The sequence below is a fragment of the Thalassovita litoralis genome, assembly GCF_900182725.1.
GTDB lineage: Bacteria > Pseudomonadota > Alphaproteobacteria > Rhodobacterales > Rhodobacteraceae > Thalassobius > Thalassobius litoralis.
In genome coordinates this window covers 1-20,227 of sequence record NZ_FXTO01000010.1, presented here as the reverse complement: position 1 = coordinate 20,227, position 20,227 = coordinate 1, and the positions used below count along the sequence as shown (strand labels likewise).

Below are 20,227 nucleotides of genomic sequence, written 5' to 3'. Positions count from 1 at the left end.
GGGTGTCATTACCTGTTTCCCCAAAGGAGATATGCAATGACCAACCCGTTGTTGTCCGACTGGACCACGCCCTTTGAACTGGCCCCTTTCGCGGAAATCCGGGACGAGGATTTTGCCCCCGCGTTCGAGGATGCCCTGAAAGCCCATTCTGCGGAAATCGCTGCCATTGCGGATAACCCGGATGCCCCCAGCTTTGCCAATACGGTCGAAGCGATGGAGGCGGCGGGCGAGGCGCTGGACAAGGTGTTGTCGGTGTTTTTCACCGTGGCAGGCGCGGACAGCACCCCCGAGCGCGAGAAGTTGCAAACCGCGTTTTCGCCACGGCTGGCGGCACATTATGCGGCGATTTCATCGAATAAGGCGCTGTTTGCGCGGATTGCCGATCTGTGGGCGCGCAAAGATGAATTGGGCCTGACGCCCGAGCAGGCCCGCGTGTTGATGCTGACCCATCGCGGGTTCGTGCGGGCCGGGGCGGCACTGGACGGGGCCGAGGATGTCCGGATGGCCGAGATCAAGGGCCGTCTGGCAACGTTGGGGACGCAGTTCACCCAGAACCTGCTGGCGGATGAACGCAGTTGGTTCATGGAACTGACCGAGGATGATCTGGAAGGGCTGCCCGATTTCGTGGTGGCCGCGATGCGGGCCGCAGCGCAGGAGAAAGGCGCGAATGGCCCGGTTGTGACGCTATCGCGGTCGATCATCACGCCGTTTTTGCAATTCTCGCCACGCCGTGATTTGCGGCAGCGGGCGTATCAGGCGTTCGTTGCGCGTGGGGCGAATGGGGGCGATACGGATAACCGGGGCATCGCTGCGGACATTCTGACCCTGAGGCAAGAGCGGGCGGCCTTGTTGGGATACGACAGTTTTGCGGCCTACAAGCTGGACACCGAGATGGCCAAGACCCCCGAGCGGGTGGAGGAGTTGCTGATGGCGGTGTGGGAACCGGCCAAAGCGCGGGCCGAAGCGGATGCTGCCGTGTTGGAACAGATGATGCACGCAGATGGGATCAATGGCGATCTGGAGGCATGGGACTGGCATTACTATGCCGCGCGGCGGCGCAAGGCCGAACACGATCTGGACGAGGCGGCGTTGAAACCCTACCTGCAACTGGACCGGATGATCGAGGCGGCCTTTGCCTGTGCCAATCGCCTGTTCGGGCTGGAATTCGCGCCGCTGGATGTGCCGCTGTACCATCCCGATTGTCGCGCGTGGGAGGTCACGCGGAACGGTGAGCATGTGGCGGTGTTCATTGGGGATTATTTCGCGCGGGGATCGAAACGGTCTGGCGCGTGGTGTTCCGCGATGCGGGCGCAGGCGAAATTCCCGAAAGTACAAACCCCGGTGGTGATCAACGTGTGTAACTTTGCCAAGGGCGATCCGGCATTGTTGTCTTATGATGATGCGCGGACCTTGTTCCATGAATTCGGTCATGCGCTGCATCAGATGCTGTCGAATGTGACTTATGAAAGCATCTCGGGGACATCCGTGGCGCGTGATTTTGTCGAACTGCCCTCGCAACTATATGAACACTGGTTGGAGGTGCCGCAGGTGTTGGCGGAATTCGCCACCCATGCCGAAACCGGCGCGCCGATGCCGCAAGCCATGCTGGAAAAGGTGCTGGGCGCGGCCAATTTCGATCAGGGGTTTCAGACGGTGGAATATGTGGCCTCGGCCCTTGTGGATTTGGCGTTTCACCGTGGCGCGGCCCCGGCGGACCCGATGGCGATGCAAAGGGACGTGCTGGCCGGGTTGGGGATGCCGCGGCAAATTGCGATGCGTCACGCGACGCCGCATTTCGCGCATGTGTTTTCAGGTGATGGCTATTCCAGTGGCTACTACAGCTACATGTGGTCCGAGGTGATGGATGCCGACGCGTTCGAGGCCTTCGAGGAAGCGGGTGATGCGTTCGACCCCGAAACGGCGCGGGCACTGGAGGCGAATATCCTGTCCACGGGCGGATCAAGAGAGGCCGAGGCGCTGTACACGGCATTCCGGGGCCGGATGCCGGGTGTTGAGGCATTGCTGAAAGGGCGTGGGTTGCTGGCGTAACATCGCCTGCGGCGGGCGGGGCAGGGGCGTTGCCCCCTCTGGCCTTGCGGCCATTCACCCCCCGAGTATTTTCAATCAGAAAGAAGCCGAAATGAGAAAAGGCCCGGCGGGATGTGCCGGGCCTTTTGCCTGTTCAGATTGTTTGGTCGTAATCGCCGACACCGGGTTCGGTGCGGATAACGGTGTTCAGTTCGTCAAAGATGGCGCGCATTTCCGCGTCGCTTTCACTGCTTTCACAGACCACAACCAGATTGGGCGTGTTGGAGGAGGCACGCACCAGCCCCCAAGAGCCGTTTTCAAGGATCACGCGGGCACCGTTAACGGTGACGACCTCTTTGATGGGTTTGCCTGCGAAACTGTCGCCTGCGTCGGCCTTGGCGACCAGTTTTTGCACGATGCGATCAAGGATGTCGTATTTTTCCTCGTCCGCGGCAAAGGGCGACATGGTGGGGGTGGACCATGTTTTTGGTAGCGCCTTGCGCAGGTCGGACATGGACATGTCCGGGTTGCGGTCCATCAATTTGCAGATTTCAACGGCAACGCGCATCCCGTCGTCATAGCCGCGCCCGATCGGTTCGGCCAAAAAGTAGTGGCCGGATTTTTCAAAGCCTGCCAAAGCACCAAGAGCGTGAACGCGGCGTTTCATGTGGCTGTGGCCGGTTTTCCAGTAATCGGCTTTGACGTTGTGTTTTTGCAGTTCGGGGTCCGAGGCAAAAAGGCCGGTGGACTTCACATCGGCCACGAAGGTCGCGCCGGGATAAAGTTTGGCCAGATCGCGGGCCATGATGACGCCCACCTTATCGGCAAAAATCTCTTCGCCTTCGTCATCTACAACACCGCAGCGGTCGCCGTCGCCATCGAAGCCAAGCGCGAAATCCGCACCCGAGGCTTTGACCGTGGCAGCCATGTCATGCAGCATTTCCATCGCTTCAGGGTTGGGGTTGTAGTTGGGGAAGGTGTAGTCCAGTTCGTTATGGCTGGGCACGATGTCCACACCCAGACGTTCAAACAGCGCCGGACCAAAGGCCGAGGCGGTGCCGTTGCCGGTGGCGCAGACGACCTTCAACTTGCGGGTCATTTTGAAATCACCGACCAGATCGTCCATATAGGCATCCCAGACGCCATCGACGAATTCATAGGCGCCACCGGGGGCCGGTTCGCCCCGACCGTTCAGAACGATGTCTTTCAGTTCGGCCATTTCATCGGGGCCGTGGGTCAGCGGGCGTTGGAACCCCATCTTTACCCCGGTCCAGCCGTTCGGATTGTGGCTGGCCGTCACCATCGCCACGGCGGGCGCGTCCAGATGGAATTGGCTGAAATAAGCCATCGGGGTGATGCAGGGACCAATATCCTTCACCTGAATACCGGCCTGCATCAGGCCAAGGATCAGCGCATTTTTGATCGCCAAAGAATAGTCCCGATAATCGTTACCAACGGCAATCACCGGGTCCAGCCCGTGTTTGCGCATCTGGGTGCCGATCCCCAGACCCAGAGCCGTCATGCCGGGCAGGTTGATTTCATCGGGGTATTTCCAGCGGGCATCATATTCGCGAAACCCAGTTGGCTTGATCATTGGGTTTTTCAGAAAATCCCAGGTATTGGGGGTGACGTTATAATTTGGTTTGGTCACGTTGACCTCTTTCTAGAAACGGAATGGATTTTGAACCACCAACAGGTATGCCCGAGTATGGATACCGAATACAACAGCCATGCGACGCATTCCTTGGTCAGTCTGCGCCGATTGCCTGTAATTCGGACGTCCCGTGGTCCGGACTAGGTGGACACTTGTTCGCGCAGGATTGACGCGGTGAGCGAGAACATCAGGTAGATTCCGGAAAAAATCAGGAACGCCAGCAAAGTGTTCTCGAACGCGCGTGGATAGGTGGGGTCATCCGGTGGAACCGGGCTGACACTGGTGGTCAGGTAGCGGACCTGGCGGTTGGCTTCTTGTGCTGTCTGCTTTTCATTTTGCAGGGCGGATTGCAGGAACAGGTCAGCGGTGGCCAGATCGGCCTGTGCGATCTGGATTTGCGCGGCTTTTGCGGCCAGCGACGTGCCGCCATTGGTGGCCTGTGTCAAACGGGCGCTTTGCTTGCTCAGCTCTTCGCCCAGCAGACGGATTTCAGTTCGCAGTGCATCCACGCGCGGTTGCGAGGGGCGGGCGTTGTTGAGCAGGGTTTGCAGTTGCAGCTCTTTTTCCTGCAATTGCAGTTCCACATTGTTCATCAGGGAGCGGATGCTGGCGATTTCGCCTTCGGGGTCCAGCAACGTGCCTTCTTGTAGTTGAACCAGCCGCACCTGCGCCTCGCGGCGTTCTTGCTTGGCCTCTTCCAGACTGGAGCGGGCTTCTTTCATCTGATCTTCGCGTTTGCGGCGGGACAGGTCATCCACCCGCTTTTCGGCATAAGAAATCAGATGTTCTGAAAAGGCGGCGCTGATCTTGGGGTCTGCGGCGATGACTTCCATGCGAATGACGCCTTCGGTCGGATCATAGCCGATCTGGACGTTTTTCTTGTAGATGCCATAGGCCGCTTCGTCCGACGCATTGGGTTCCAGCCGTTGAATGGGGTCGATCCAGTCCTGACTGAAATGTGTCTTGAAGCCGATATCGCTGTCCAGACGTTGCATCGCATCACGCGATTGCAAATAGGATTGAACGGCGATGGCGTCCTGATTGGTGGCGAATTGGGTGCCGCTGAGAAGCCCCCCAAGCGCCGAGCCGCCCACGGCATCCGCTTCGAGGATCAGGAATTCGGATTTGGTGGCATACATCGGCGTTGCCACGGTGAAATAATACCATCCGGCCAAGATCGTTGGCAGAAATACAAAGAACGCCAGCCGGGACAGCAGCAACATTGATTTGCGGCGTCGGCGCCGGGCAATATCGCGCTGAATTTCAGAAATTTCCTGCGCACGCCGATCAGAGGGGCTGATCCCGTCCACCCCGACCTGAGTCGAGGGCAGGCGCTTTTCTACTTCGACCGTTTGGGGTAGTTGCACCATATGTTCGTTGGACGGCACCGGGGCGTTGTCCTGCGGCACCACCAGTTCCAGCATGGTCGAGCGTTGAAATGGATCAATCCCCTTGGCGCGCAGCAATCGCACGGCATCGAAATCCGAAGTCGGGGCCAGCCCGTGTTTTTGCGCGACCCGGCGGGCCATGCGCAACTGACGGCCTGTCAGCCCTTCGCGGCGGATTTGATCCAGAGTGTTTTCGCCTGATACCTGCCGGGGGGATGCCGTTTCCGCCACGGTCGCCACCGGATCGTCCTGTGGTGTATCGGTCGGTTGTGGCGGCACATCTGCGCCCGCGGTGGGGTGCGGTTGGGGCTGCGGATCGGTGCGCACGGCGGACAGGTGGCGGCGCACTGATTCTGCTGCCGGACGCGGGGCTTCTTGCGCTTCTGGCTCGGGCTGTGTGACAGCGCGCAGTGGGGCAGTAGCCCCGCTGGGATGCCCAACGGGATGTCCCCCCATCGAAAGCGGTTGGCTGCGGCGAATGCGGAATTTCTTAGCCTTGGGTTTCGTAGTCATAAAGCTGCTTCGCCTCTTCCAAGGTATCAAACATGTGAAGTTTACCATTCATCAGAACAGCCGCCGAGCGGGCAAATTTTTCCAGCGTGGCGGGTTGGTGTGATACGATAATGACAGTGGTCGTGCGCAATCGTTCGCGCAGAATTTCCCCGGCTTTGCGGTTGAATTCGACGTCGGTTGATCCCGGCATCCCTTCGTCGATCAGGTATAGATCGAAATCCAGCGCCAGCATCAGGGCAAAGGAAAACCGCGATTTCATCCCAGAGCTATAGGTGCCCAAGGGTTGATCGAAATATTCGCCCAGACCGCACAGCCAGCGGCAGAATGCTTCGACATAATCGGGGTCCAGACCGTAAAGCCGCGCAATATACCGGCTGTTTTCCACGGCCGAATGCTTACTGACGACCCCGCCCATGAAACCCAGCGGAAAGCTGACGTTGCATTCGCGGCGGATCTGGCCTTCGTCCGGTTTTTCCAGCCCGGCCATCATATTGATCAAAGTGGTTTTGCCGGTGCCGTTCGGGGCCAGAATGCCCAGCGACTGCCCCAGTTCCACGCGAAAAGACACGCGTTCAAGGATCACCTTGCGCTGGGTTCCCGTCCAGAAGGACTTGCTGACATTTTCGAACTCCAGCATCACTGGCTCCGGTTCTGCTCTGCCTTACTGATAACGGTCTTGTCTTACGTCCGGTTTAATACCGCTTATGGTCCGTCGATCAGATCGAAAGAGAAGATTGCAATTCTTCTTGTCGAAATTAAGGCCCATAAAGGCAGAAACCGGCCCCTTACGGAACCGGTTTCGCAAAAAATTGATGTGATCAGGGGGTTATAGCTGCTGCTTTTGTACCCGGCACATCATTCCGGCCAGCAACGAGACCCCCGCTGCGGCAAAGCTGAACAGCGCCCCCATTTTCGCGGCGTCCTGCACCGGCCCGCCGGGGAACGCCACCGAAGCCACGAACAGCGATACGGTAAAGCCGATCGCGGCGACACAGCCAATCACCAGCAGGTCAATGGTGCGCATCCCTTGCGGCAGGCCGAAGCGCAGCACATGCGCCCCGATGATGCCCATGACCAGAATGCCCACCGGCTTGCCGATCAGCAGGCCGCCCAGCACCAGCCATGTCGGTTCCGAAATGGCGGAAAACTCCACGCCAGCATTCATTAACCCAAAGAAGAACAGGATGATTTCAACCGGATGCTTCAGCGCATGTTCGATATGGTTCAGCAGGTCCGACAGGTATTGTTCCGCCTCGCTAAAGATACCAAAAGCGCGGTCGGCATGTGGGATGGTCGGCACGATAGGCAGCAGGCCCAAAGCCGGGTGAATCCCCGCCCGCATGAACCCATACCAGCTGATGCAGCCCGCGATCAGATAGGGCCAGAAGCTGATGTTTTGGCGCACCCAAGTAGAGTTCGGACGATCCTGATTACCCCGGTCCATCCGACGTGGCAGCCAGTTGAACAGCACGAAAACAGCAACCGCTGCGGCCAGCGACAACAGCAACCAGACCGGCGCCAGTTCCGCCGAGGGATAGAAAATCGCCAGAATGATCAGCCCTGCCGCGTCGTCGGCAATCGCCAGCAACAACAGGAAACGCACAGCCGGGTGGCCCGCGCCAAACACCAGACGCCCCACCAAATAGGAAAAGGCGATGTCGGTTGCCGTCGGAATGGCCCAGCCGTTTTTCACGTCGTTGAACGTATCGGGCCAGATGAACAGCGCCATTGCCAGATATACTGCAATCGGCCCCAGCATCCCACCGGCGGTTGCGATCAAGGGCGTTGCGGCCTTTTTCCCACGCAGCGACCCGTTATCAAGGATCACGGCCTCCCATACCTCTTTGGCGGCAATGGCAAAGAACAACGCCATCAGCACGTCATTGATCAGATAATGCAGCGTCAGCGTACGGTGGCCATCGTGCAAATGTCCAATCGGGGCGTTTTCCCACAGCGGCATTTCAACGAAATGGTGATAGCTGCCAGGATTCACATTGGCCCATACCAACGCAATCAATGCACCGAATATCAGCAAGAGCGAGTAATTGGTGAGAAAATTCCAAACGCGATACATGCAGGCCCCGTCGTCTATTGTACACAAGTGAGCCGAGGACTATGGCATTTACTACAATTCGGCAACCGAAAGCCGGACCAAGCGCAAGGAAATTGCGTCTTTTCACGCTGAAATGAACGAAGCGCTTTGTCAGATACCCCGCAGGTGGTTTCTGGACGAAGGTTTGATCCCTTTGCCTTGTGGATATATCTTTTGTGTATGACACCGCTGCCCGATCAGATACGCGCCTGCCGCCTGTGTGCGGATCGTTTCGCGCAAACCGCCACCCGGCACCGGCCCAATCCGGTGGTCTGGTTCCGTCCCGGTGCGCGTTTGCTGATTGCCGGGCAGGCGCCGGGAATGCGGGTGCATGAAAGCGGATTGCCGTTCAATGATCCTTCGGGGGACCGGCTGCGCGATTGGCTGGGGCTGGATCGCGATACGTTTTATGACCGGGGCAGGGTCGCAATTGTACCGATGGCGTTTTGTTTTCCGGGCTATGATGCCAAAGGGTCGGACTTGCCGCCGCCCAAGCTGTGTGCGCAGACGTGGCATCAGAAGGTCATGGCTGATCTTGGGCCTGTTCCGCTGCGCATTTTGGTAGGCGGCTATGCCCATGCGTTTCATCTGGGGGGGCGGATCAGCGTCACAGATCGCGTTCGGCGCTGGCGGGATCATGCGCCGGGCGTTTTTCCCTTGCCTCATCCGTCGTGGCGCAATACGGCATGGCTGCGCCGAAACCCGTGGTTCGAGGCCGAGCTGATCCCCGAACTGCGCCAGCATGTTCAAAGGGTTCTGAATGACTGAGCAAACACCCCTGGATCTGGCCCATGCCGCGATGATCGCGGACGAGTCCGACGATGCCGCCCGCCTGCGGTTTTACGAACGTCTGGCCGATAGCGAATTGTTCCTGCTGCTGACCGAAGAGCCCGTGAACGAAAATGTTTCCCCCGAGGTGTTCGAGGTCGAAGACACAGGATTCGTGCTGGTGTTCGACCGAGAGGAACGGCTGGCCGATTTCGTCGGTAAATCCGCGCCCTATGCGGCGCTGTCCGGGCGGATCATCGCCAGCCTTCTGGCGCAGCAGGGCATGGGGCTGGGCTTGAATCTGGAGGTCGCCCCGTCCTCGATCCTGATCCCACCGCAGGCGATTGGGTGGCTGCATGACACGCTGGGCAATGCCCCGGATGAAACCGAAGCGAAAATTCAGGACGTCATGCCGCCGGTCGGGATGCCAGAAAACCTGTTGAGCGCACTGGACGCAAAACTGACTACGGCCGCCGGATTGGCCCATAGTGCCTATCTGGTGGGGGTGATCTATGAAAATGGCATTCGCACGCACCTGTTGGCCTTTGTCGATGCGATTCCGGGGGCCGAAGGTGCGCTGGCCAAAGCTGTGTCCGAGGCGCTGGTTTTTTCCGGGATCGAGGCCGGGGCGCTGGATGTCAGTTTCGTGCGGGCCAGCGATGCGATGGCGGCCACGCTGGCAAAATGGGGGCTGCATTTTGAACTGCCCCAACCGCAAGAGGCACAGGAATTGGGACGCGCGGCCCCCGGTTCAGACCCGGCCAAACCACCGATCCTGCGCTGATGGGCAAGGGGGGGGTAAAATTCTTGCAAAGAATTTTGACCGGAAAATTTGTAATTTTCCGGGCCTCCGGCGGGAGTATTTGGGATCAGAAAGAAGCGGTTGGATCAGTATCCTAAATCGCGATCCACAAGGAATAATAGCTCTTCGCCTGCTTCGCTGCGCCGGATGTTTTCGACGATCACCTCGGACGCGGTTTCCGGGCGGGTTTCCGAAGCGATGTGGGGCGTGACCGTCACCTTGGGGTGCGCCCAATAGGGGTGATCCGCAGGCAGGGGGGCAACGCGGAACGCATCCAGCTTTGCAGTCCAGCCCCTTGGGGAATTACGGCTATAAAATTGGCAACGATGGCAGAATGAAGGTCAACCCGCCGGCAATGATGGCCGGATTGCCGGGTTAGCCGCATTGGAGGGCACTTTCGATCGGGGCGGTCGAAAGCAACAACTTGACGTTTCCGATTTGGGTTATGAGAAATACTTTTGCTTGAAATTGAATGTGAAAGCTATCATCGTCGCGCCAGAGTACGTTTTCTTGGAAAATTGACGTATTGAAAACAAAGGCTTTTGGAAACTTCGGCTTATCTCCCGGATCACTACCGACGTGGAACCACAGTTCGGTCAGACCCCGAGGACCATTAGAACCAACAGCATTCTTAGCCTGTCTGACGGGCACGAAGGATCGGTTGCGGCGGTGTCGCTACGGGGGATGTTTCCAGTTCGAACGAAGCGATCCTGCTTGAAAGAGTCCTGATCGAGCCGTGGGAAGAACCAGAAGCCCCCGCGGACCAACAAATGGTGTCTGACCGACCGATGGACAGCGGTGACGGCACAGTCGCCTGCAACGGCGGTGGGGGACAAGGCGCCGACGTACCAGAACTTCCGTTTGGCCGGACGCCTTGGCAAATGCACATGGGACTGCCGGTCAAAATGCTGGACGTAAATCTGAGCAGCCCCGGCGCTCTGGACAATTATCAATGGGCCGATATCCCGATGGCCGACGATACAGGCTGGGGGGCGGCACCAGACCCCGAGATCATCGGTTTCGGCGGCCCCGGAACGTCGGAGATACCGGGGGAAAACTGGCGTGATAATTGCATGAAAGCCGTGAATTACACGTATTTTTAGACCTTTATCCGCATCCCCGAAACCGCGCCCCTGCCTTAAGTGGAGATCACATTCGAAGGTCTGGACGATGGCGCCCGAGCCACCGTCTTCAATGACAGATATCCCGCAGGCATCGTGGATGAAGGCAGCTATGTCACGCTCAAAAATACCGCTACGGGGGATCTGAGCGAATTCATGGCTCCGGGGATCAACCGGATCGTCGTGACGCATGTGGATGCTTGCAAGAACGATAGCAGACTGGACTCGGCGCAGATTTTGATCGGCGGTGCCCCTGCCCCTGCCCCTGCCCCTGCCCCTGCGCCTGCTGGCAATCCCGGCGCGGGTACATCGACTCCGGTCGATAACCCGGTAGCCAATACGCCACCGCCTCCGGCAGATCAAAGCAACGCCCGATTCAACGACTCTCCGGCCCAGATTGTAGAGAACGAGTCGGAAGATGGTATTTTTCGGATTGAGCGTAATGTGCCCTACCCATCCCCGGACGGAGCGTGCCAGCTCGTCTTCCAAGATGACGGCAACCTCGTCGTTTACACGGCGGATCAAGGCTATGTTTGGGGCCTGAACGAGACCAGCGCAAGTTTCGGAATTGAACGATACGCCGCAATAGACGAAAGCCGGGACCAACCCGATTGATCTTCCCCCCGAGCCGGTGATGGCTATCTATCTGCGCGCCTATTCGGTCAACGACGAGGTTCGCGAAACGGCAGAGTTGAGTGACACCGATTTCTTCGTGACCTCGAACGAAGGTGCGGCTTGGATTGGCGGACCGGGCTATGCGGCGAAGCTCGAACTTTATGTCCTGGGAGAAGATACCGTTGTCTTCCGCGCCTTGGATTTCGGGTTCCTGACCGCGCACGAAGATGGTGCGATTTTCACGGAAAATGCGACCGAGGCCTCGGTGTTTAAGGTGCGCAATCCCTGGGAGGTCTCCGAACTCCCGGTGCGGCTGGCCAGCTTTGAATCCGCAGTTTATCCGGGCCAGTTCCTGCGTCACCAGAACTATGCGCTGACGCTTGATCCGATAAACGCGGACTCGTCCAGTCTGGAGCGGCGCGACGCAACATTTGACTTGTTCTCTGAACAATGACGTTCGCATTGACCATTGGTGTGCAAAACATTTTGACCGGACGCCTGATGAACCGGCGTTCGGCTCTGAAAATCCAACGTAGGATGAATTGGAGTCGACCGATGCTTTCGCAATTCCCACGCCTGAATGTGTTGAGACCGGCGGTTGGTTGGGTCCGGTCCGTCTTTTTTGGTACGGCGATCATGACCCTTGGCACCTTGGCCGCCAGTCCGGTTGCCGCTCAGACTGATCCTCTTTGTACGCAGGGCATGACAAATGCGTCAGGTCAGGTGCTCAAATTCTACCGGGTGGTGAACCGGCATCCCTATACGCTGGAGATTCGCCAGTTCAATGACGGTGTTCTGGCAACCAGATTCCGGCTTGGGCCGGGGAAAAGCCATGACGTTACGTATGGCCAGACAACAACGGTCACGCTTCGGTGGCAGGAACAGGGCGTGACCACAGAACGTTCACAGGGGATGACTTGGTGGTCGGGCAATCATTGCTATCCGCTCCAGCCGACGGTGACAAATGCTCAAACGAAACCGCGGCGAGCTGTGCCCTCCACGCCTCCGGTTCCCGTCCGCAAGTACGGCGATCCGATTCCGCCGATGGGGGATCAGACCGTGCTCAACCCCTGCCAGACGCTTTACAGCGACGGCACGGTGAGAACGCGAGGAGGCTTTGATTGTTCCACTGACAAAACGGGCACTCGCGGTCAGGCCAATGCAGATCCCGCCCGGCGTCGGAAAGTGCCGGCCGATCCGCCATATATCGTTCGCAGATATGGCGACCCGATCCCGGCGACGGGCGACAAGCGGGTTCTAAAGCGATGTCAGTATCTTTACAGCGACGGTATCATCCGCACGCGTGGAGCTACCGGTTGTTCGCCGCAGATGGGCCAGCCGATCCAGTTGCTGCCGTCGCCGACTTTGACACAGACTCGTTCGACCCCATCGCCAGCCCCGAATCCGCCCCCAACGCGTCTAGTGCAACCCATACCGAAACCGAACTTCGACACGCCCATCTGTCAGAACCAGCGTCGACGACCACAACCGCAGGCCATTGCTGCCTCGGCGGATACTGGTCGCGCGCCGATCGGGCCGGGTCAGTCCCTGGTCGTCAAGAAGAGATACCTGACCGATGGTGATTTCTATTCGATTGCTCTCGGCTCGGACGGCAACATCGTTGTTAATGATGCTAAGACGGGCAATTACGAGTCTTCGATTTACGAAGAGCCTGATGCCAAGGGATTCGGAAACCGCGTCAAATCCGCTGAAATGGGCACTAATGGCGTATTAGCTTTGCGCGACGGGAAAGGCGACATCCTGTATTCGGTTCCCAAGTCCGGAGCCGTTCGCGGGTCAAGCCTGACGGCGACTCCCCTAGGGAAACTGGCGATCATCGCGCCGGATGGCCGGTATGTCTGGCCCAAAGACACGTCCGAGTCGACAAAGGGCATCAATATCTCGACCTATGGCAGCCGTTGCCCGGCTGAAGGCGACGGACGTCCGTATATCGACACCTCGGAATTCGTTGGCTTCGGCGACGTCTGGCAATTAGAGCCCGTGCAGTGACGGGTGTGACCGGCGATTAACAACACCCGCCGGACCTTTTCAGTACTTCATAGAGGAGCGCCCAATATGCGCCTGATTTCTGTAATTGTCGCGGCGTTGTGTATGGGGCCGATGGCTCAGGCCCAAACGACGGCTTGGCTGGGTGGTATGACGTCGACGGAAACGGAAAAAACTTATTCGTATGGCACCCAGATTCCCAAGGATGTCGGGACCTGGTTGATGCAGAACGGGACGCGCGTCACCCATCCGACGGATCAGGGGGGATCGCGTCTTTTACGAAGTGTCAGTCGACTGGGACACTAGCAACCATGCGAACCCGGCTAACGGTGGCATGTTCAGCCTGCATACCGGGAACGGATACGGCGCGAAATGGATGACACCGTCGAACGACTTGAAGAACAGCACAGCAATTGTTGCGCTGATGGACAAGAATATCGTTTCAAAACATGGCACATGGCGCGTCGCTAAGTTCCTGGTGATGGAAGGCCAAGGCGACAACAACCCGAACGTCACATTACGGCTGGCGATCCCGGAAGAGGATCAAATCAAAGCGCGGATGCACAAAGTCGCAGCCACGACGGTTCGCGGGCAGTTCTACCCCAATGAGGTGCAGAACCCAGCCGATCTCGACGCGATGCGCCGGGAAATCTCGGCGTTGGGCAATCTGGGGCGGCGCGATCCGAACTATCGTAAGAACAACAAATACGCGTCGGACCTGAGCGGGCCGACTGTGACCAGTGTCAACGGGCCTGAAAAAATCTACCACGACAATCCCACTCCGCTTTACTTCAATGATCTGGTTCTGCACCCCAAGCTGAACGAGGCCTGTCAGTTCATGGCCGAGTATTACGCCCGCACCAACGGTAACACGAATATGCCTAAGGGCCGTAAACACGATGCGCCGGGTGTCAAATGGCAAGGGGCCAAGATGGACGGGCTGGGTGACCGGCTGAAGCATTTTGCGCCGGGTGTTGGTTCGGCAGGTGAAGGGCTTGCCGGTGCAGGTGCGGCGGACTCGGCACCGACCACATGGATGACGTCGGAAACCCATTACCGTCCGTGGTTCAGCATCGACTATCATGTGAAATCCATGGGCATAGGCGCGGCCAAGACGGACCGGGGCTGGTACTTTTGCAAGATCGGCGGCACTGAACTGCCCGATGGCGTGACACAAGCCGCTGTGCAACCCAAACCGCAACCAGTTGCAAAGCCGGAACCGAAACCCGTTGTCATGCCAACCGCACAGCCTGCGCCGGTTCTGACAGAGACACCCGCAGATGCGCGCACCTATGTTGGTCATATCGGCAAAAACCAGTACATGACCAAGGACAATCCCTATCATTCCAACGGGATGGGGATGTATCTGATGCATCAGAGCGATGGCAATCTGGTGATCAAGCGCGCCTCGGACCACATGTTTGTCTGGGGACTGAACGAACAGCCGGGCGTTGATTATCAGAAAGCCGACAAGGTCGCGTTCACCGGAGACCGGCTTGTCGTTTATGATACCAACATGAAGGAAATCTGGAGCACGGCTACCCCATCGCCGTCCCTGTCCGACATCGAGATGATGCTGTCCGAAGATGGGACGCTGATCGTTTTTTCCGACGATGTCGATGGCCCCCCTGTCTGGGCCTCGCGCAAAGCGATATGGACCTATGACGGGATTCAGCCGGGGCAGGAGTTGCAGCGCGGAACCCGCGTATTTGCCGTCCGGAACCAAGACAAGATTCCGACCATGGCGGGCAAAGGTCGGGTCCACGGCGAACAGCTTTATTCATTCCTCAATCGCTACATGGAACTGCAGGGGGATGGAAATTTTGTCATCAAGGGCGCGCGGGCGGAAATGCCTTATGTCTGGGGACTGGATCAGGCGGCCGGATTGAATCTGGCTGATATCGACAGGATGCGCATGAACGAAGACGGACGCTTGATTGCGTTGAGCAAAAGCGGTGCGGAGCTTTGGTCTGTCCCGCAAAGCAGCGCCGTTCCGGTTCCGGGTTCGCTTTTGAACCTGTCTCTGGATGGCACGTTGCAGATCGTTTCTCCCGGTTTCCAACAGGTTGTTTGGCAAAACCGCTAAAGCGGAATTGAAGGAGGGATTGCCTCGGCGTTGCCAAGTTTTTCACCCGTCTGAATGAGAATGTGCAGTATCTTGTGCCTGACGTGTTCTGTTGGGGCATGGGTAAACTGTTTTCGAACATGATGGCTCGCTGGCTTTTGACAGCGTGCCAATCGCGTACCAAACGCTTCCACTCGACTGATGTGGTATTGAGCGCCAGATAGATCAATTCCGCCGCGTCGTCGTCGCTTGGGACTGGCTTACGGTTCTGGCGGCGCGGCGGATTTTCGAATTCAGCGCCTCAATGGCGTTCGGAACCTCACCTTTCCTCCCATAAAACCTCCGAGTTGCGCAGGGCTTGTTTTACTGGGGCAGGTGGATGTTTCGCGTAGAATTTGGGGACCAGATCAAGGGTATGGCCTAGCGGTTCACTATTTTTGAAACGTTGCGTCACTTTCGCTCGGAATTGACAGGTCCGCCTGCTTTGGGGGAACGTTGCTACAATCATAAGCGCACTGACGATAAAAGGGTGCAATCAGGGAGGAAGTACTATGTGGAAGTCGTTTGTAACTGCCGGACTTGTGTTCGCGGCAAGCCAAGTGTCGGCGCAAGACGTAAGTTTGCCATCACAGGTGACGTGGACAGCCTATGGCACCGGATCGGCGGGGTATAATCAGGCGGTGGCAATCGGTGCAGCGATGCAAGAAGCGGCAAATGTGAACCTGCGGGTTCTGCCGGGTAAGAATGACATCGCCCGCACCGAGCCACTGCGTCAGGGCAAGGTGCAGTTTTCGGCCAATGGTGTTGGCGGCTCGTTCATGGCCCAAGAAGGCGTCTTTCAGTTCGGTGCGAAAAACTGGGGGCCGCAGCCGGTGCGGGTGCTGGCGGCGAACAATGGCGGCACCGTTGGTCTGTCGCTGGCAGTGGCAGCCGAAGCCTGTGAAAAGGTGGGCAAACCGAAATGCGAAGGGTTCACCTATGCTGACCTAAAGGGGCTGCGCGTCAGTCTGGTCAAAGGCGCCCCGTCGCTGAACGTGAATAATGAGGCCTATCTGGCCTATGGCGGGCTGACGTGGGACGATGTGGAAACCGTTGAATTCGGCGGTTTCGGTGACAGTTGGAAGGGCATGATCGACGGCAGCACGGATGCGGCTTTTGCGTCGACCAACTCGGGCCGCGCATACGAGGCTGCCTCTAGCCCGCGTGGCGTTTACTGGCCGCCGATTGACCCGAACAATACCGAAGGTCTGGCACGGATGGCCGCCATTGCCCCGTTCTTTAGCCCGATGACCGCCACGGTGGGGGCCGCCATTGACGGCACGCCCGGCACGCCAACGGCGGGCTATGCCTATCCGGTTCTGATGACCTATGACGTTCAGGACGAAGAACTGACCTATAACATGACCAAGGCTATGCATGTCTTTTTTGATGCCTACAAAGGCAAGGCACCGGGCATCAACGGTTGGGCTATGGATAAGCAGGATTTCCAATGGGTTGCCCCATATCATGACGGTGCAATCCGGTATTACAAGGAAGTCGGCCAATGGACCGACGCGGATCAGGCCCATAATGACAATCTGATCGCGCGTCAGGCAGCCCTGATGAAAGCATGGGAAGAGTTGAAAGCAGAAAACCCGGATAACTGGGAAGACGCATGGGCCACCAAACGCCGCGAGGCGTTGAAAGCTGGCGGTTTCGCGGTCGTCTTCTGATCGCTACACGCTTTGAACGGGCGGGCCTGTCCTGTGCCTGCCCGAACACCCTGCCCATTTTACCTGCTTTGCCCGGTGACGCCGGACCCATTGGATTGGATGCCCCATGACGACAGACAAAGACCATTCGAACGCCCGCGGCGACGCCGCTATCGAGGCGGAGCGTGCAGCAGAACGGTTGATTTTTACCGGCGCGGCGCGCTGGATGATCATCATCTGCACGCTGGCGGCGATTGGCCTGGCAGTGAACCAGTTGTTCAATATCCGGCTGGGGGGCTTTTCCTTTTTGGAAGGGATGTATCTGTATCTTCTGGCCGGGCTGTTTCTAAGCCTGACCTTTATCACCTTTCGCGCATGGGGTCCGCCCTCGCCCACGGTGCCGTGGTATGATTGGGTGCTGGCGGGGATCACGCTGGGCGTTGCCGGATTTTTTACATGGACCGCGAATGAAAGCCTTGATTCCGGATGGGAGTATGCCGCGCCGGATCAGGCAGTTTGGATGTCCATCGTTTTCTATGCCCTGATTCTGGAAGGCACCCGCCGCGCCGGGGGGCTGGTACTGTTTGGGATTGTGCTGCTGTTTTCGCTATATCCCACCTTTGCCGAACATGTCCCCGATCCGCTGAATGGGTTTACACAGCCGTTCCGCGATGTCGTACCCTATTTCATGATCTCGTCCGAGGCGTCCTTTGGCATTCCAATGCGGGCCTTCGGGAACCTTGTGATTGGCTTCATCCTGTTCGGGGCCGTTCTGCAATTCACGGGGGGCGGCAAGTTTTTCAATAATCTGGCGCTGTCGCTTGTCGGGGGGTATCGCGGGGGCGCGGCCAAGGTGTCGATTTTTGCCAGCGGGTTCATGGGATCAATGTCCGGTTCGGTCATCTCGAACGTGCTGACAACTGGGGCTGTGTCGATTCCAGCGATGAAAAAAACCGGATTTTCCGCCCGTTACGCTGCCGCGACCGAGGCCTGCGCCTCGACCGGGGGGGTTCTGATGCCGCCGATCATGGGGGCCACGGCCTTTGTGATCGCGTCGTGGCTTAGCCGCCCATATGTTGAAATCATGCTGGCGGCGGCAATTCCGTCGTTGTTGTATTTCTTCGGCCTGTTCATGCAGATTGATGCCTATTCCGCCCGGCGTGGTCTAAAAGGCATGACCCGCGCAGAATTGCCCGAACTGGGCCGGACCGTCCGCGAAGGATGGTTGTATATCGCCGTATTCGCGTTGCTAATTTTCCTGATGGTCGCGTTCCGCTGGGAAACCACGGCCCCTTTCTATGCGGTGTTGTTGTTGCTGGTGGTCAACCAATTCAACCGCGAAGACCGCATGTCGTGGCATGAGTTCATGAATGTGATTGCCTCGGTCGGGCGAACCTTGGCGGAACTGGTCGCGGTGCTGCTGGGGATTGGCATGATTGTCGGGGCCTTTCAGGCCACGGGGCTGACCGGACCGCTGGCGAATGAATTGGTGCATCTGGCGGGCAGTTCCGTGCCGATGTTGCTGATCATGGGGGCTGTGACCTCGTTCATCTTTGGCATGGGGATGACTGTCACCGCCTGTTATATCTTTTTGGCTGTGGTGCTGGCACCCGCGCTGGTGCAGGCCGGGTTGAACGAATTGGCGGTGCATTTGTTCATTCTGTACTGGGGCATGGTCAGCTTTATCACGCCCCCCGTTGCTTTGGGGGCTTTTGCCGCCGCCACGATGGCGGGCGCGGGCGCCATGCGCACCGGGTTCGAGGCAATGAAGCTGGGCGGGGTGATTTACATCGTTCCCTTCTTTTTCGTGCTGAACCCCGCATTGATCGGCCAGGGCAGCCCGCTGGAGGTGACCGTAGTCCTGATTTGTGCGCTGATCGGTGTGTGGTTCCTGTCCGCATCGTTTCAGGCCTATGTCAGCTTTCTGGGTCCGTTAGGATCGGGGCCGATGGGTGCGGTTATGCGGGTGGTGCTGTTTTTTGCCGCCTTGATGATCGCGGCCCCCGCCGGGGGCGTGGCCGGGCTGGGCCATACCACGCTGACATTGGCGGGCTTTGCCCTGTCGCTGATCCCGCTTAGCCATGCGTGGCGCGGCGGTCAGAGGGAGAAGGCCAGTATATAAACCGAGGCCGCGCTGGCGCGTCTGAAACCCGTTGCTGACCCTTTGGCGGGATGGCTATGATCTGCGAACGATTAGGGTAGAACACCCTGAATCCACATTGGTTTTGAAGGAAACGTTCAATGAAAGCTGTCCTGTTTGAAAAGTTCGCCGAAGCCCCCAAATTGGTGAACCTTGACGATCCAACCCCGGATGTGGACGGTGTTGTGATCAAGGTTCAGGCCACGGGGGTTTGCCGATCAGACTGGCATGGTTGGATGGGGCATGACAGTGACATCGAATTGCCGCATGTGCCGGGTCATGAACTGGCCGGTATTGTCGAAGCCGTGGGCAAAAATGTGCGCAACTGGAAACCGGGGGACCGGGTGACGGTGCCATTCATTTCCGGGTGCGGGTCGTGCCCGGAATGCCATGCGGGGCATCAGCAGGTTTGCCATAATCAGGAACAGCCGGGTTTCACCCATTGGGGATCTTTCGCGGAATATGTGGCAATTCATCAGGCCGATTTGAATCTGGTTGCGCTGCCCGAGGATATGGATTTCGCCACCGCTGCCAGTCTGGGCTGCCGCTTTGCCACGTCGTTTCGGGCGGTGGTCGATCAAGGCAGGGTTGGCGCGGGGCAATGGGTTGCCGTGCATGGCTGTGGTGGTGTGGGCCTGTCTGCGGTGATGATTGCCAATGCCGTTGGGGCAAATGTGATTGCGGTAGATATTGATGACCGAAAGCTGTCGCTGGCCAAGGAACTGGGGGCGGTCGCCACTATTAATGGCGCAGCCGGGGATGTTGCCGAGGCAGTCATCGAACTGACGCGGGGCGGGGCGCATGTTTCGCTGGATGCGCTTGGGCATCCGGTGACGTGTTTCAACTCGATCCTGAATTTGCGCCCACGCGGGAAACATGTGCAGGTGGGCTTGATGCTGGGGGAACATATGACGCCGCAGGTGCCTATGGCCAAGGTGATCGGTAAAGAACTGGAAATCCTTGGCTCACATGGGATGCAGGCGCATCGCTATGGCGCAATGCTGGATATGATTGCGTCGGGCAAACTGTCGCCGGACCGTTTGGTGGGGGACAGAATCAATATAGCGCAAGCCCCAAAGGCGTTGATGGATATGGACAAATTCCAATCGGTCGGCGCAACGGTGATCACCTCATTCTGATGCGGGCAAACGTTGCTTGATTTGCGCAGGCTCCCTTTTGGGGGCCTGTGTTGGTTTTTGGGGGAGGGAAGGGGGGCGAGTCTGTTAGTTAGACAGGGATGAGAGGGTCGATTCTGTTCTGTTTTGTGTTGATTTTCGTCTGAGGCGATTTGCTTTGCTTTGATTTGGTGGTTTCTGCTGTTGTTTTGTGCGGTTTAGAGTGTT

At 58.1% G+C, this 20,227-nt stretch carries 15 protein-coding genes and 1 pseudogene; 11 read left to right on the top strand and 5 right to left on the bottom strand.

Translation table 11 applies throughout. The features are described 5' to 3' along the window. Window positions 1-36: 36 nt before the first annotated feature. Window positions 37-2,049 carry a M3 family metallopeptidase gene (locus tag FN828_RS09620; RefSeq protein WP_142493194.1) on the top strand — a complete coding sequence of 671 codons (2,013 nt, stop codon included), beginning with the start codon at window positions 37-39 and terminating at the stop codon, window positions 2,047-2,049. A 133-nt stretch (window positions 2,050-2,182) separates the two neighbouring features. Here the strand turns inward: FN828_RS09620 and FN828_RS09615 are convergent, their stop codons facing one another. From FN828_RS09615 to FN828_RS09600, 4 genes are all read right to left on the bottom strand, one after another. After that, window positions 2,183-3,679 carry a phosphomannomutase/phosphoglucomutase gene (locus FN828_RS09615; RefSeq protein ID WP_142493193.1) on the bottom strand — a complete coding sequence of 499 codons (1,497 nt, stop codon included), beginning with the start codon at window positions 3,677-3,679 and terminating at the stop codon, window positions 2,183-2,185. A 143-nt stretch (window positions 3,680-3,822) separates the two neighbouring features. Continuing rightward, entirely contained in the window at window positions 3,823-5,583 is a 1,761-nt protein-coding gene (locus FN828_RS09610) for a capsule biosynthesis protein (RefSeq protein WP_142493192.1), read from the bottom strand. Then, window positions 5,561-6,220, bottom strand: coding sequence for an ABC transporter ATP-binding protein (locus tag FN828_RS09605; protein WP_142493191.1), 660 nt, complete (start codon window positions 6,218-6,220; stop codon window positions 5,561-5,563). Before FN828_RS09605 ends, FN828_RS09610 begins: the two co-directional genes overlap by 23 nt. Window positions 6,221-6,409: 189 nt before the next feature. Next, window positions 6,410-7,657, bottom strand: a complete 1,248-nt coding sequence (locus tag FN828_RS09600) for a Na+/H+ antiporter NhaA (protein WP_142493190.1) — start codon at window positions 7,655-7,657, stop codon at window positions 6,410-6,412. A 198-nt stretch (window positions 7,658-7,855) separates the two neighbouring features. On the opposite strand from FN828_RS09600, the gene FN828_RS09595 reads away from it, so the two are divergent. Together FN828_RS09595 and FN828_RS09590 are read left to right on the top strand one after the other, a co-directional pair. After that, on the top strand, window positions 7,856-8,443 hold the full coding sequence (locus FN828_RS09595) for a uracil-DNA glycosylase family protein (RefSeq protein ID WP_142493189.1): 588 nt from the start codon (window positions 7,856-7,858) through the stop codon (window positions 8,441-8,443). Further along, on the top strand, window positions 8,436-9,227 hold the full coding sequence (locus FN828_RS09590; RefSeq protein ID WP_142493188.1) for an SseB family protein: 792 nt from the start codon (window positions 8,436-8,438) through the stop codon (window positions 9,225-9,227). Before FN828_RS09595 ends, FN828_RS09590 begins: the two co-directional genes overlap by 8 nt. Window positions 9,228-9,331: 104 nt before the next feature. Here FN828_RS09590 and FN828_RS09585 read toward each other — a convergent pair. Beyond that, window positions 9,332-9,529 (bottom strand): annotated as a pseudogene (locus FN828_RS09585) (NAD(P)-dependent oxidoreductase); the annotation flags it as partial. 486 nt (window positions 9,530-10,015) lie between these two features. Here FN828_RS09585 and FN828_RS09580 point away from each other — a divergent pair. The 8 genes from FN828_RS09580 to FN828_RS09540 all read left to right on the top strand — a co-directional run bounded on the left by FN828_RS09580 (window position 10,016) and on the right by FN828_RS09540 (window position 20,023). Then, entirely contained in the window at window positions 10,016-10,348 is a 333-nt protein-coding gene (locus FN828_RS09580) for a hypothetical protein (RefSeq protein ID WP_142493187.1), read from the top strand. Window positions 10,349-10,387: 39 nt separating this feature from the next. Further along, on the top strand, window positions 10,388-10,981 hold the full coding sequence (locus FN828_RS09575) for a hypothetical protein (RefSeq protein ID WP_142493186.1): 594 nt from the start codon (window positions 10,388-10,390) through the stop codon (window positions 10,979-10,981). A gap of 19 nt (window positions 10,982-11,000) precedes the next feature. After that, window positions 11,001-11,435, top strand: coding sequence for an AbfB domain-containing protein (locus FN828_RS09570; RefSeq protein ID WP_142493185.1), 435 nt, complete (start codon window positions 11,001-11,003; stop codon window positions 11,433-11,435). A gap of 8 nt (window positions 11,436-11,443) precedes the next feature. Next, window positions 11,444-12,991, top strand: coding sequence for a hypothetical protein (locus FN828_RS09565; RefSeq protein WP_142493184.1), 1,548 nt, complete (start codon window positions 11,444-11,446; stop codon window positions 12,989-12,991). A 331-nt stretch (window positions 12,992-13,322) separates the two neighbouring features. After that, a complete protein-coding gene (locus FN828_RS09560; protein ID WP_142493183.1) occupies window positions 13,323-15,074 on the top strand; it encodes a hypothetical protein in 1,752 nt (583 codons plus the stop codon). A 530-nt stretch (window positions 15,075-15,604) separates the two neighbouring features. Beyond that, window positions 15,605-16,765, top strand: coding sequence for a TAXI family TRAP transporter solute-binding subunit (locus FN828_RS09550; protein ID WP_142493182.1), 1,161 nt, complete (start codon window positions 15,605-15,607; stop codon window positions 16,763-16,765). A gap of 106 nt (window positions 16,766-16,871) precedes the next feature. Continuing rightward, window positions 16,872-18,866 carry a TRAP transporter permease gene (locus FN828_RS09545; protein WP_142493181.1) on the top strand — a complete coding sequence of 665 codons (1,995 nt, stop codon included), beginning with the start codon at window positions 16,872-16,874 and terminating at the stop codon, window positions 18,864-18,866. A gap of 119 nt (window positions 18,867-18,985) precedes the next feature. Further along, window positions 18,986-20,023, top strand: a complete 1,038-nt coding sequence (locus FN828_RS09540; RefSeq protein ID WP_142493180.1) for a zinc-dependent alcohol dehydrogenase family protein — start codon at window positions 18,986-18,988, stop codon at window positions 20,021-20,023. Window positions 20,024-20,227 lie beyond the last annotated feature (204 nt).